Annotated in this window: 11 protein-coding genes; 7 read left to right on the plus strand and 4 right to left on the minus strand. The window is 76.6% G+C overall.

Annotation, left to right across the window (positions count from 1 at the left end; genetic code table 11):
• The first annotated feature begins 6 nt into the window (after positions 1–6).
• The 5 genes from ACIQD7_RS03650 (at position 7) to ACIQD7_RS03670 (ending at position 5,410) form a co-directional block, all read left to right on the plus strand.
• Positions 7–801, plus strand: a complete 795-nt coding sequence (locus ACIQD7_RS03650) for an ABC transporter ATP-binding protein (protein ID WP_402439053.1) — start codon at positions 7–9, stop codon at positions 799–801.
• A complete protein-coding gene (locus ACIQD7_RS03655; RefSeq protein ID WP_391058177.1) occupies positions 788–1,675 on the plus strand; it encodes an ABC transporter permease subunit in 888 nt (295 codons plus the stop codon). The genes ACIQD7_RS03650 and ACIQD7_RS03655 overlap by 14 nt, the downstream gene beginning before the upstream one ends.
• A gap of 16 nt (positions 1,676–1,691) precedes the next feature.
• The gene (locus tag ACIQD7_RS03660; protein WP_402439055.1) at positions 1,692–2,453 is read left to right on the plus strand and encodes a sirohydrochlorin chelatase; all 762 of its coding nucleotides are present in this window, start codon (positions 1,692–1,694) and stop codon (positions 2,451–2,453) included.
• Between the two features lie 178 nt (positions 2,454–2,631).
• On the plus strand, positions 2,632–3,846 hold the full coding sequence (locus ACIQD7_RS03665; RefSeq protein ID WP_402439057.1) for a lycopene cyclase family protein: 1,215 nt from the start codon (positions 2,632–2,634) through the stop codon (positions 3,844–3,846).
• Positions 3,833–5,410: an FAD-dependent oxidoreductase gene (locus ACIQD7_RS03670; protein WP_402439059.1), complete on the plus strand. Its 1,578-nt coding sequence runs from the start codon at positions 3,833–3,835 to the stop codon at positions 5,408–5,410. Before ACIQD7_RS03665 ends, ACIQD7_RS03670 begins: the two co-directional genes overlap by 14 nt.
• A gap of 83 nt (positions 5,411–5,493) precedes the next feature.
• On the opposite strand, the gene ACIQD7_RS03675 is transcribed toward ACIQD7_RS03670, so the two are convergent.
• From ACIQD7_RS03675 to ACIQD7_RS03690, 4 genes are read right to left on the minus strand one after another with little or no spacing between them, the layout of a single operon-like run.
• The gene (locus tag ACIQD7_RS03675; RefSeq protein WP_402439704.1) at positions 5,494–6,480 is read right to left on the minus strand and encodes a DUF5914 domain-containing protein; all 987 of its coding nucleotides are present in this window, start codon (positions 6,478–6,480) and stop codon (positions 5,494–5,496) included.
• Between the two features lie 5 nt (positions 6,481–6,485).
• Positions 6,486–7,586 carry a phytoene/squalene synthase family protein gene (locus tag ACIQD7_RS03680; protein ID WP_402439061.1) on the minus strand — a complete coding sequence of 367 codons (1,101 nt, stop codon included), beginning with the start codon at positions 7,584–7,586 and terminating at the stop codon, positions 6,486–6,488.
• The gene (gene crtI, locus ACIQD7_RS03685) at positions 7,583–9,139 is read right to left on the minus strand and encodes a phytoene desaturase family protein (RefSeq protein WP_402439063.1); all 1,557 of its coding nucleotides are present in this window, start codon (positions 9,137–9,139) and stop codon (positions 7,583–7,585) included. The genes ACIQD7_RS03680 and crtI overlap by 4 nt, the downstream gene beginning before the upstream one ends.
• Positions 9,136–10,389: a polyprenyl synthetase family protein gene (locus tag ACIQD7_RS03690; protein WP_402439064.1), complete on the minus strand. Its 1,254-nt coding sequence runs from the start codon at positions 10,387–10,389 to the stop codon at positions 9,136–9,138. Before ACIQD7_RS03690 ends, crtI begins: the two co-directional genes overlap by 4 nt.
• Before the next feature lie 199 nt (positions 10,390–10,588).
• Between ACIQD7_RS03690 and ACIQD7_RS03695 the strand changes: the two genes are divergently transcribed.
• Together ACIQD7_RS03695 and ACIQD7_RS03700 are read left to right on the plus strand one after the other, a co-directional pair.
• Entirely contained in the window at positions 10,589–11,296 is a 708-nt protein-coding gene (locus tag ACIQD7_RS03695; protein WP_402439066.1) for a methyltransferase domain-containing protein, read from the plus strand.
• A 98-nt stretch (positions 11,297–11,394) separates the two neighbouring features.
• Positions 11,395–12,273 (plus strand): MurR/RpiR family transcriptional regulator, encoded by an 879-nt coding sequence (locus ACIQD7_RS03700; RefSeq protein ID WP_402439068.1) that lies wholly within the window; start codon positions 11,395–11,397, stop codon positions 12,271–12,273.
• The last annotated feature ends 16 nt before the right edge of the window (positions 12,274–12,289 follow it).

Genomic DNA, 12,289 nt, shown 5'->3' on the forward strand with positions numbered 1-12,289 from the left:
ACGACCATGGCCACGACACTCGCCAAGGCGGCCGAGGACACGGCGGCGGAGCGGACGCACGCCGCCCGGATCGAGCACGTCTCGAAGTCCTTCTCCGGCCCGGCCGGTACCCAGCTCGTCCTGGACGACGTCACCCTCGACGTCGCGCCCGGCGAGTTCGTCACCATCCTGGGGGCCTCGGGGTGCGGCAAGTCCACCCTGCTGAACCTGGTCGCGGGCCTCGACCGGCCGACCCAGGGGTCCATCGAGACCCCGGGCGGCCGGCCGGCCCTGATGTTCCAGGAGCACGCCCTCTTCCCGTGGCTGACCGCGGGCAAGAACATCGAACTCGCCCTGCGGCTGCGCGGGGTGCCCCGGGCCGAGCGCAGGCCGGAGGCCGAACGGCTGCTCGAACTGGTCCGGCTCGGCGGCGCGTACGGCAAGCGGGTGCACGAGCTGTCCGGCGGCATGAGGCAGCGGGTGGCCCTCGCCCGGGCGCTCGCCCAGGACAGCCAACTGCTCCTGATGGACGAGCCGTTCGCGGCCCTCGACGCCATCACGCGCGACGTGCTGCACGGCGAGCTGACCCGCATCTGGGAGGAGACGAACCTGTCCGTCCTCTTCGTCACCCACAACGTGCGCGAGGCCGTCCGCCTCGCCCAGCGCGTGGTCCTGCTCTCCTCCCGGCCCGGCCGGGTGGCCAAGGAGTGGACCGTGGACATCCCGCAGCCGCGCCGCATCGAGGACGCGGACGTGGCCGAGCTGTCCGTCGAGATCACTGAACACCTGCGTGGGGAGATCCGCCGCCATGGCCAGCACTGACACCGCCGCGGCGGTCAAGAAGGACGACCTCGCCGGTCTGGAGGCCGGGCTCGACGCCCTGGACGCGGTCGAGATCCGCCGCACCCCGGTCCGCGAGGTCCTCGTCAAGAAGGTCCTCCCGCCCACCCTCGCCGTCACCCTGGTCCTCGCCGTCTGGCAGGTCCTCGTCTCCGCCGGGATCACCGAGGAGACCAAGCTGCCCGCGCCGTCCGCGGTGTGGGACGGCCTGACCGACATGTGGCTCCAGGGCACCCTCCTGGAGGTCATCTGGACCAGCGTGTCCCGGGGCCTGGCCGGCTTCCTGCTGGCCCTGGCCATCGGCACCCCGCTGGGCCTGCTCGTGGCCCGGGTGAAGTTCGTGCGCGCCGCGATCGGCCCCATCCTGTCCGGTCTGCAGTCGCTGCCCTCGGTGGCGTGGGTGCCGCCGGCCGTGCTCTGGTTCGGCCTGAACGACGCCATGATGTTCACCGTCATCCTGCTCGGCGCCGTCCCGTCCATCGCCAACGGCCTGGTCTCCGGCGTAGACCAGGTCCCGCCGCTGTTCCTGCGGGCCGGCCGCACCATGGGCGCCACCGGCCTCAAGGGCACCTGGCACGTGGTCCTCCCGGCCGCGCTGCCCGGCTACCTGGCGGGCCTGAAGCAGGGCTGGGCGTTCTCCTGGCGCTCGCTGATGGCCGCCGAGATCATCGCCTCCTCGCCGGACCTGGGCCTCGGCCTGGGCCAGCTCCTGGAGAACGGCCGCAACAACATCGACCTGCCCGGCGTGTTCCTGGCGATCCTGCTGATCCTGGTCGTCGGCATCGCGATCGACCTGCTGATCTTCAGTCCGCTGGAGCGGTGGGTGCTCCGCAGCCGCGGCCTGCTCGTGAAGTGAAGTGAGCCGAACCACCATGAACCACCCCCCCGTCCTCCTCGTGATCGCCCACGGCAGCCGCGACCCGCGGCACGCCGCCACCGTCCAGGCGCTGGTGCGCCGGGCCGGTGCGCTGCGGCCGGGGCTGCGCGTGGAGACGGCGTTCCTGGACTTCAACCTGCCGTCGGTGACGGGGGTCCTCGACCGGCTCGCCGCCGAGGGCGTCCGGGACGTGGTGGCGCTGCCGCTGCTCCTGACCCGGGCCTTCCACGCGAAGGCGGACGTGCCGGCCGTCCTGCGACAGGCCCCCGCCTCGCTGCGGATCCGGCAGGCGGAGGTCCTGGGCCCGTCGCCGCTGCTCATCGCGGCGGTGGAACGGCGGCTGTACGAGGCCGGGCTGGCGCCCGGCGACAAGAGCGCGACCGGGGTCGTCCTGGCCTCGGCGGGCTCCACCGACCCGGAGGCGATCGCGGTGATCGCAGAAACGGCGCGGGAGCTGCGGCGCACCGGTTGGTGCTCCGTGCGGCCCGCGTTCGCCTCCGCTGTGATTGCCGGGGGCGTCCCCCGTACGGAGGACGCCGTACGGGCCCTGCGCGCCGAGCCGGGCGTCCGGCGGGTGGCGGTCGCCCCGTACGTGATCGCGCCGGGGCGCCTCCCGGACCGGATCGCCGCGGGCGCGGCGGAGGCCGACGTCCTGGCGGACGTCCTGGGCCCCTCCCCCGAGCTGGCCCGGCTGCTGCTCGCCCGGTACGACGGGGCGGCGCTGGCGGCGGAACGGGTGACGGCGGCGGCCGTCTGAGCCGACCCGGCCCTTGAGCGGCCCGTCTTCCGGTCCCGGGCTTTCGCGACACCTCCTCCCACCCCGCATCCGCCGCCCCCCTGTGGGCCGAATGCAGCACGGGGCCACGCATCGCCCCCGTTCCCGGGTAGACCCACCGGGACCGCTTCCGAGGTGACGTGAGGGGGGACGGGTGGCCGTGGACGCCGGTACCGAGGTGGTCGTCGTCGGGGGCGGTGCGGCCGGGCTCTCCCTGGCGTGGCGGCTGCTCGCGCCCCCGGACGGCGTCCCCGTCCCCCGGGTCACCCTCGTGGAGGCTCCGCCGGGGCCGCTGCGGCCCCCGGAGCGCACCTGGTGCTTCTGGGAGGCGGGGCCCGGCCCGTACGACCCGTTCCTGACCGCGAGCTGGGGCGGGCTGCGGGTGCGGGGGCCCGACGGGTCCGGTCCCGTCCGTCCCCTCGGCGGGCTGCGGTACAAGATGCTGCGCTCCGGGGACTTCGAGCGGGGCCTGCGGCCGCGGCTCTCCGCGCTGCACCGGGTCGAGGCCGTCGTGGAGGAGGTGGCCGACGGGCCGGACGGCGCCGTGGTGCGCTGCCGCGCGGCGGACGGGACCGTCTCGCGGCTCCGGGCCCGCTGGGTCTTCGACTCCCGGCCGCCGGCCGCCGCGCCGCCCGCGCGCACCGCCCTGCTCCAGCACTTCCGGGGCTGGTTCGTGCGGACCGAACGCCCGGTGTTCACGCCGGACGTGGTCGAGCTGATGGACTTCCGCACGCCCCGGCCCGCGCACGGCCTCTCCTTCGGCTACGTCCTTCCCACCGGCCCGTACGAGGCGCTCGTCGAGTACACCGAGTTCGGCCGGACCCCGCTGACGACCGCCGCCTACGACCGGGCCCTGGCCGCGTACACCCGGGACGTGCTGCGGCTCGGCCCCTTCCGGGTGCGCGACACCGAGCAGGGCGTCATCCCGATGAGCGACGGCCGCCACCCCCGCGCGGCCGGGCGGCACGTCTTCCGGGTCGGGGCGGCCGGCGGGGCCGTCCGTCCCTCCACCGGGTACGCCTTCGCGGCGATCCAGCGGCAGGCCCGGGCCGTCGCGGACGCCCTGCACGGGGGCCGCCGCCCGCTGCCCCCGCCCGCGTACTCCTCCCGGGCGCTCGCGATGGACTCCGTCCTGCTGCGCGGCCTCGACACGGGCCGGATCGACGGCCCGGCCTTCTTCACCGGGCTCTTCGCCCGGGTCCCCTGCGAGCGCCTGCTCCGCTTCCTCGACGGCGCCACCGGACCGGCCGAGGAGTTCTCCATCGGGCTGCGCACGCCCGTCCCCGCCATGCTCCGCACGGCGGCCGAAGTCCCCCTACTCCCCCGGCGCCCCCGGCCGGGACCGCACCAGGAGGCCCCCGATGACCGGCCGTGAACACCCCTCGGACCCGGAGCGGGCCGCGGCGCCGCGCCGCGGCCGCGACCGCCGGGCGGTCGTCCTGCCCGCCCACCCCGGACGGGACCGGGCGGACGGGGACGGGCCGCGCTGCGCCGTCGTCGGCGGCGGGATCGCGGGCATCGCCGCCGCGACCGTCCTCGCGGAGCGCGGGGTCCGCGTCACCCTGTACGAGCGCGAGGCGTCGCTCGGCGGGCGGCTCGCCGGATGGCCCGTGGAGCTGGCGGACGGGTCCGCGGCGACGATGAGCCGGGGCTTCCACGCGTTCTTCCGCCAGTACTACAACCTGCGCGGGCTGCTGCGGCGGGTCGATCCGGGCCTGGAGCGGCTGCGGCCGCTGCCCGACTACCCCCTGCTGCACGGCTCCGGCCTGTACGACAGCTTCGCGCGCGTGCCTCGTACGCCGCCGTGGAGCGCCGTGGGGTTCGCCGCGCTCAGCCCCTCCTTCGGCGCGCGGGACCTGGCCCGGATGAACCCCCGGGCCGCGCTGCCCCTCCTGGACGTGCGCCTCCCCGGGGTCCACGAGCGGTACGACGACGTCAGCGCGCGGGAGCTGCTCGACCGGATCCGGTTCCCGGAGAAGGCCCGGCACCTCGCGTTCGAGGTCTTCTCGCGCAGCTTCTTCGCCGACCCCGGGGAGCTGTCGGCGGCCGAACTGGCCCTGATGTTCCACATCTACTTCCTGGGGTCCTCCGAGGGGCTGCTCTTCGACGTGCCGGACGAGCCCTATCCGCAGGCCCTGTGGGAGCCCCTCGCCCGCTACCTGGAGGGCCACGGCGCCGACATCCGCACCGGCGCCCCCGTCGACCGCGTCGAGGCCGTGCCGGGCGGGGGCCACCTGGTCCACGGGCCGGGCGGCGCGGAGCGCGTCGACGCGCTGGTCCTGGCGCTCGACACCGCCGGGCTCCGGGCCGTCGCGGCGGCCTCGCCCACCCTGTGCGACGAGGCCTGGCGCGCCCGGGTCGCCGCCCTGCGCACGGCCCCGCCGTTCCTGGTGACCCGGCTCTGGCTGGACCGTCCCGTCGCCCCGGACCGGCCCGGCTTCCTCGGGACCGGCGGCTACGGGCCCCTGGACAACATCAGCGTCCTCGACCGCTGGGAGGGCGAGGCCGCCCGCTGGGCCGGGAAGACCGGCGGCTCCGTGGTCGAACTCCACGCCTACGCGGCGGACGCGGCGGCGGGTCCGGAACCGGTCGCGCGGGAGCTGGTCGAGCAGCTCCACCGCGTGTACCCGGAGACGGCGGCCGCGCGGATCGTGGACCGGCGCGACGAGTGGCGGCGGGACTGCCCGCTCTTCGCCGTCGGCGGCCACGCGGACCGGCCGCCGGTCGACACCCCCGACCCCACCGTCACCGTCGCGGGCGACCTGGTCCGCACCGACCTCCCGGTGGCCCTGATGGAACGGGCCGCCACCACCGGCTTCCTCGCGGCCAACGCCCACCTGTGGCGCTGGGGCCTGCGGGGCCAGACCCTGTGGACGGTGCCCCGGCGGGGGCGGTCGGCGCTCCTGAGGGCGGCGGCGCGGGTGTACGGGGAGTACTGACCGGGGCTCGGTGGGCCGGTCCCCGGTGGCCCGGTGGGCTGCTCCCCAGTGGGCCGGAGCCCGGTGGCCCGGGGCCCGGTCGTTCAGCCCGGGAACAGCCCCCGTGCCCGCAGGGACCAGCGCCGCTCGGCGTACGCCAGGTCGTCCCGCCACAGGCGGCCCGCCGCCGCCCGCATCGCCGGGCGCAGGAGCGGGGCCGCCAGGCGGGCCACGGCGAACCCCCGCCGGTCCGAACCGGCGACGACGGCCTCCACGACGGCGGTGCGCGGGCGCCGGTCCCCCGCCGCCGTCAGGGGCGTCGCGTGCGTCTCGACCACCGAGCCCGCGCCCTCCCCCGCCGTGATCCGCATGACGACCGTCCTCGGGTCCGGCGCGGTGAACACGGCCCGGACGGGCACCACGACCCGCCCGGCCACCTTGAACGACACCTCGACCTCCAGCTCGTCGTCCTCCTCCGTCGGGGTCCGCAGGACCTCCAGGTCGACGAAGGAGTACGGGTGGAGCCAGGCGCCGTGCCAGGGGTCGAGCCGGTTGGCGACGACGTCCTCCGGCTCGCACGTGCCCACGCCCGTGTAGACGGCGCCGACCGCTCCGGCCGCCGGGGGGCGCTCCGGCACGAGGGGCCGTTCCGTGGGGGGTTCGCCGCCCGCCCGGTCGAGCCTGACCCACAGCAGCAGTCCGTCGTCGTGGACGGGCCACGGCGCCCAGCCGGCGAAGGGGCCGCCGTCCAGGGCGAGTCCGTGCCAGTGGCAGATCAGCGTCCCGCACCGCACGACGCTGTCCTTGAGCGGCGCCCCCAGGTGCGGGCAGGCCCCCGGGCCCGCGTGGGGCGTGCCCTCCGCGTCGCGCCACAGGACGATCTCGGTGCCCGCGACGGTCCGCCCGAGCGGCCGGCCGTCCCGGAGGTCGCGGCCGGCGCCGACGACGAACCAGTTGCCGGAGGGGCGGGCCTTCGACCGGTCCAGCGCCTCGGCGATCAGGGCCGGTTTGGCGTCCCGCCACGTCGGCCGCTGCCGCTCCCAGGAGACGGGGTTCCGGCGCAGCCGCAGCGGGATCTCCGGCCTCCGCATCGCGCTCACCGCTCGCCGCCTCCCGTCGTCCGGGTCGTCTCCGCCGTCTCCGTCTTCCCCGTCGTCTCCGCCGCCCGTGTCGTGCGGTCGAGTTCGGCCCCGCTCCCCGCCCACGTGCCGCGGACGTCCGTGCGCGGCACGGCCGGGACGGCGGCGGAGGCGGTGCGGGACCGGTCCGGCAGGGTGCGGGCGGCGAGCGCGCCCGCCAGGCCACGCGCCGCGACGGCCGCCCGGCGGCGGCGGCCGACGACCGCCCGGCGGTGCACCGCCGCGTACCCGTCCCGCTCGATGGCCGTCAGGATGTCGCGGTACAGCACGAAGGCGGCGCGGACGCAGGGCGCGGACACGGGGGCGAGCCGGGCGATGCCGGGCTCCGCCTCGCGGTAGACGCCCCGGGTCAGGGCGGCGGCGGCCCGCAGCGCGGCGGTGATGCGGGCGTCCCGGCAGCCGGTCAGCCTGCTCCACATCAGCAGGTCGGGGTCGACCCCGTACGCGGCGAGGAGGTCCAGGGGCAGGTAGACGCGCCCCCGGTCGAGGTCCTCGCCCACGTCCCGGAGGAAGTTGGTGAGCTGGAAGGCCCGGCCGAGGGCCGCCGCGTACGGCTCGGCCTCCGCGCGGGGGACGACGGTGCCGAGCACGGGGACCATCTGGAGCCCGATGACGGCCGCCGAGCCGTGCATGTAGGCGTGGAGGTCGGCGTACGTGGGGTACCGCTCGACCGTCAGGTCGCTGCGCATCGACGTCAGGAAGTCGGTGAAGTGGCGCTCCGGGATGTGGTGGCGGGCGCGGGCGTCGGCCGCCGCCATCACCACCGGTTCGCGGACCTCCCCGCCCCGGACGGCGTGCCGCCACTGGCTCTCCAGGACGTCCAGGGCGGCGGCGCGCTCCTCCGTCGTGGCGTCGGTGCCCAGGTCGTCGACGATGTCGTCGGCGCGGCGCGCGAAGCCGTACAGGGCGTGGACGGACGCGCGCCGGTCGACGGGCAGGAGGCGGGTGGCGAGGAAGTACGTCCTGCCGTGGCGGGCGTTCAGGCGCCGGCAGGCGGTGTACGCGGCCCGCAGGCGCGGGTCGGTGATGCCGGCGGCGTCCAGCTCCCGGGCGGTCATCGCGCGGCCCCGCTCGCTCCGGGCACCCGGGTGCGGTCCGTGCCGGGCGGCGCGGGACGCCGTCCGGGGCGGGCGGCGCCGCCGGTGATGCGCGCGGCGGCGAGCTTCCCGGAGATCAGCACCGTGGGGACGCCCACGCCGGGGGTGGTGCCGCAGCCCGCGAGGACGGCGTTGGCCGTGCCCCGCACGAGGTTCCGGGGCCGGAAGGGGCCGGTCTGGGCGAAGGTGTGGGCGGCCGAGAAGGGGGTGCCCGCGGCGTGCCCCTGTGCCGTCCAGTCCGCCGGGGTCACCAGGGCCTCCTCCTCGATCGACGCGCCGAAGCCCTCCAGGCCCCGGCGTTCGAGCTCGCGGACGAGCGCGTCGCGGTAGCGCGGTCCGAGGTCGCCCCAGTGGGCGGCGTCCGGTCCGACGCGGGTGTTCGGGCAGGGGGCGAGGACGTAGTGCAGGTGGCGGCCGGGCGGGGCGAGGGAGGGGTCGGTGGCCGTGGGCCGGGTGACGAGCAGCGAGGGGTCGCTCATCAGGCGCCCTCGGTCGATCAGCTCGTGGAAGGTGCCCTCCCACGCGTGCCCGAAGGAGAGCGTGTGATGGGCCAGGTGGTCCCAGGTGCGGTCCGTCCCGGCGTGGATCACGACCGCGCTCGGGGAGTGCCGCAGCCGCAGCGGGCGGCGGGGCTCCTGCCCGAGGAGGCCGTAGGCGACGGGCAGGTCGGGGGTGAGGACGACCGCGTCGCAGGGGATCCGGCCGTGCTCGGTGAGGACGGCGGTGACGCGCTCGCCCCGGCGTTCGAGCGAGGTGACCGGCTCGTCGTACCGGACCGTGCCGCCGGCCCGTACCACCGCGTCCGCCATGGCGGCCGGTACGGCGTGCATCCCGCCGCGCGGGAAGTACACCCCGGCGACCGTGTCCATGTAGGAGATCACCGCGTAGGCGGCCAGGGCCCGGGAGGGTGCCACGCCCGCGTACAGGGCCTGGAAGGAGAAGACGCGCCGGAGCCGCTCGTCCGCCAGGAAGCGGGCCACGGCCCGGTCGAGCCGGCCGAAGCCGCCGAGGGCGGCGAGCCGGGCGAGGTCGGGGTGGAGGAGCTGGAGGGGGGAGTCGAAGTTGGCGTCGATGAAGCGGCGCATCTGGAGCGCGTACAGCTCCTCCAGCCAGCGGCGCAGCCTCCGGTACCCGCCGGCCTCGCGGGGTCCGGCGAAGGCGGCGACCTCCGCCTCCATGGCCTCCGGGTCGGTGTGCACGTCGAGGCGGGTGCCGTCGGCGAACAGCGCCCGGTAGGCCGGGTGGAGGGGCACGAGGTCGACCCGTTCGCGCAGGGAGTCCCCCACCGCGCGGAAGGCGTCGTCGAGGATGTCGGGCATGGTGAGGACGGTGGGCCCGGTGTCCGCCCCGTAGCCGCCGAGGTCGAGCCGTCCGGCGCGGCCGCCCGGGAGCGGGCCGCGCTCGACGACGGTCACCCGGCGTCCGGCGCCGAGCAGGTGGAGGGCGGCGGCGAGCCCGGAGAGCCCCGCGCCCACCACGACGACGTGGTCCGTCGGCCCCGCGATCGCCTTCACCGGGCCTCCCCGATGAGAACGGGGAGGGTGGGCGGTACGGAGGGGACGGGCGGGGCGGGTGGTTCCGGCGCCGGTGCGGTGTCATGACCGGGGCCCGTGGCCGGGCCGGTGGCGCGGGCGGGTTCCGGCGCCGGGCCGGTGGTGCGGCCGGCGCTCGTCTCCAGTCCGCAGGCCGTCGCGAAGAGGTGGGCGATCCGGTCGGCCGCCTCCCGGGCGAGCCCGGCGCGCGCCACCGTCTCCGCGCCCCGGGCGCACAACTCCTCGACCCGCCGGGCGACCCGGTCCCGGGCCCCGCAGGCGACGAGCAGGTCGAGCGCGCGGTCCACGTCCTCCTCGGTCGTACGGGCTCCGCCGGTGATCCGCTCCAGGAGTCCGAGCCCCGCCCGGTCGCCCAGCTCGGCGCACCGCTCTCCGGCGACGGCCAGGAGGTAGGTCGCCTTCCCCTCCCGGATGTCCTCGCCGACCGGCTTCCCGGTGGCCGCCGGGTCGCCGAAGGCACCCCGCACGTCGTCGTGGAGCTGGAAGGCGAGCCCGGCGGACCGGCCCGCTTCGCGGAGCGCGCGGACCGTGCCGTCGGGCGCTCCCGCGAGGGTGGCGCCCAGGGCCAGGGGGTGGCCCATCGAGTAGAGGGCCGTCTTCAGGACGGCCGTGCGCGCCGCCCCGTCGGCCGAGCCGTCGCCGGTGACCTGGGCGCGCAGGTCGAGGTACTGGCCCGCGACCATCTCCGTGCGCATCACCCGCCAGACCCCGGTCGCCCGGGACGCGGACGGCAGCCCCGCCACGGACTCGGCGAAGGCGTCGTCGGCCCAGGCGAGGGCCAGGTCTCCGGCCAGGACGGCGGCGGCGCCGCCGAACGTGCCGCAGGGCAGCGCCCGCTCCCCCGTGCCGAACCGCGCGTCGAGCTGCACGTGGACGGAGGGGCGCCCCCTGCGCAGGGGCGAGCCGTCCATCACGTCGTCGTGGATCAGGGCGCACGTCTGGATCAGTTCGAGGGCCGCCGCGACCCCCAGGGCGGCCGGCGTCTCGCGCGTCCCGCCGCCGCTGCCCCGCAGCGCCCACCACAGGAACTCGGCGCGCAGCCGCCTGCCGCCGCCGAGCGCGAAGGCGGCGACCCGGTCGGCAATGTCGGACGCGAAGTCCGGGTCGGCGTCCGCCGCGTCCGCCGTCCGCCGGCGGAGGACGGCGGCGAGGCGCTCCTCGACCGCGGCCGGCACCCCCTCGTCTACCTGAAGTGGATCGGGCACGCGCATCGGTTCACCCCTCGCTCGCCGGGCGGCATCTCTTCGTCCTCACGGGTCATTCAGTACCGCCCGGGGGATCGGATGCACCGTTCCTTGGGCCGCCCGGCCCAATCACCGCCCGCCGCCCCTCCCCGGCGGGGCGGCGCCGTGAAAGGGGCCCGGCGGGGAAGACTCCGGTGGACGAGAACCCCCGACGGAGGAGCGGACCATGTCCTTGTTGCGAGACGCCGACCTCGCCCACGCCTTCGACCGCGCCTCGCGGACCTACGACCGGATGACCTCCGCGAGCCCCGGCTACCACCGGGACCTGCTCCGCTCCGCCCGCCGCCTCGCCCTGCCCGACGGCGGGCGGGGGTGGTCGGTGCTCGACCTCGGCTGCGGTACGGGGGCGTCGACGCGGGCGCTGCTCCGGGCCGCGCCCGGGGCGTCCGTCACCGGGGTCGACGCGTCCGCCGGGATGCTCGACCGGGCGCGCGACAAGCCGTGGCCCCCCGGCGTCTCCTTCGTGCACGCGCCCGTGGAGGGCATGGCGGAGGCCGGGGTGCGCGGCCCGTACGACGCGGTCTTCGCCGCCTACCTCTTCCGCAACGTCGCGGATCCCGACGGGGCCCTCGCCGGGGTGCGGGACGTGCTGCGGCCGGGCGGGCGCCTGGTCGTGCACGAGTACGCCCTCGGCGGCCCGGCGGTCCACCGGGCGGTGTGGTCGGCGGTGATGCGCGCGGTCGTCCTGCCGTGGGGTCGCCGCCACGGGGACGAGGCGCTCTACCGGCACCTGTGGCGCAGCGTCCTGGACTTCGACACCGCGCCCGCCTTCGCGGACCGGCTGCGCCGGGCGGGCTTCGGGGACGTGCGGGCGCTGCCGCTGCCGGGCTGGCAGACGGGCATCACGCACACGTTCACGGGCGTGCGGCGCTGAGTGGTCCCCTTCCGGACCGGGCCTGTGGCCGGGGCGTAACAGGCGATACATTTACCCCCGGAAAGCACGCCGTCTGTACGGTCGAGGAAGGGAAGCCCGTGAGCCCCACGCTGGCCGACGAGATCCGGAGCAGGCTCGGTGACCTGAGCCCCGCCGAGCGCAAGGTCGCGCGGGTGCTGCTCGCGGGGTATCCGGCGGCGGTCTTCGAGACGGTCGCGACGATCGCGGAGCGCGCCTCGGTCTCCGCGCCCACGGTGCTGCGCTGCGCGTCGCGCCTCGGGTACAAGGGCTTCCCCGACCTCCAGGCCGCGCTGCGCGCCGAACTGGACGTGCGGACCGCGTCGCCGATCACCCTGTACGAGACCGGGGGCTCGTCGCAGCGCGAGGCGTCCGGCGACGCGGACGGCGCGGATCCGCACCGGCTCGGGGAGCGGCTCGCGCTCGTGCGGCAGGCGGTGTCCCAGACCTTCAAGGAGCTGGCGCCGCACGAGTTCGAGGACGCGGTGGACCTCCTGAGCGATCCCCGGCGCCGCGTCCACGTGGCGGGGGGCCGGTTCACGCACCTGCTCGCCCGGTATCTGGGGCTGCACCTGACGCAGTTCCGCGACCAGGTGGACTTCCTGCCGGACGGGGACGTGGAACGGGCCTCCTTCCTCGCGCAGTTGGGCCGCCGTGACGTCACCGTCGTCTTCGACTACCGGCGTTACGAGACCGACAAGACCGTCATCGCGGAGCTGGCCCGCGAGCGCGGCGGCAAGGTGGTCGTGTTCACCGACCCGTGGCTGTCGCCGGCCGCGGCCCACGCCGACGTCGTCCTGATCAGCCAGGTGGCCTCGGACTCGCCGTACGACAGCCTCACTCCGGCCGTGGCGCTCATCGAGGCGCTGATCGCCGCCGTCCTCGAACGGATCGGCGGCGACGGTCACGAGCGGATGAAGCGGGCCGAGGACGCGGCGCGGCGGGCCGGTCTGCTCTGATCAGATCTGATCCGAC

This window comes from Streptomyces sp. NPDC093071, assembly GCF_044754545.1.
Taxonomy (GTDB): domain Bacteria; phylum Actinomycetota; class Actinomycetes; order Streptomycetales; family Streptomycetaceae; genus Streptomyces.

Bases quoted from the DNA above. Each gene is read 5' to 3' on its own strand.
- ACIQD7_RS03650 (WP_402439053.1), top strand. From the start codon at position 7: ATGGCCACGACACTCGCCAAGGCGGCCGAGGACACGGCGGCGGAGCGG.
- ACIQD7_RS03655 (WP_391058177.1), top strand. From the start codon at position 788: ATGGCCAGCACTGACACCGCCGCGGCGGTCAAGAAGGACGACCTCGCC.
- ACIQD7_RS03660 (WP_402439055.1), top strand. From the start codon at position 1,692: ATGAACCACCCCCCCGTCCTCCTCGTGATCGCCCACGGCAGCCGCGAC.
- ACIQD7_RS03670 (WP_402439059.1), top strand. From the start codon at position 3,833: ATGACCGGCCGTGAACACCCCTCGGACCCGGAGCGGGCCGCGGCGCCG.
- ACIQD7_RS03675 (WP_402439704.1), bottom strand. From the start codon at position 6,480: ATGCGGAGGCCGGAGATCCCGCTGCGGCTGCGCCGGAACCCCGTCTCC.
- ACIQD7_RS03680 (WP_402439061.1), bottom strand. From the start codon at position 7,586: ATGACCGCCCGGGAGCTGGACGCCGCCGGCATCACCGACCCGCGCCTG.
- ACIQD7_RS03690 (WP_402439064.1), bottom strand. From the start codon at position 10,389: ATGCGCGTGCCCGATCCACTTCAGGTAGACGAGGGGGTGCCGGCCGCG.
- ACIQD7_RS03695 (WP_402439066.1), top strand. From the start codon at position 10,589: ATGTCCTTGTTGCGAGACGCCGACCTCGCCCACGCCTTCGACCGCGCC.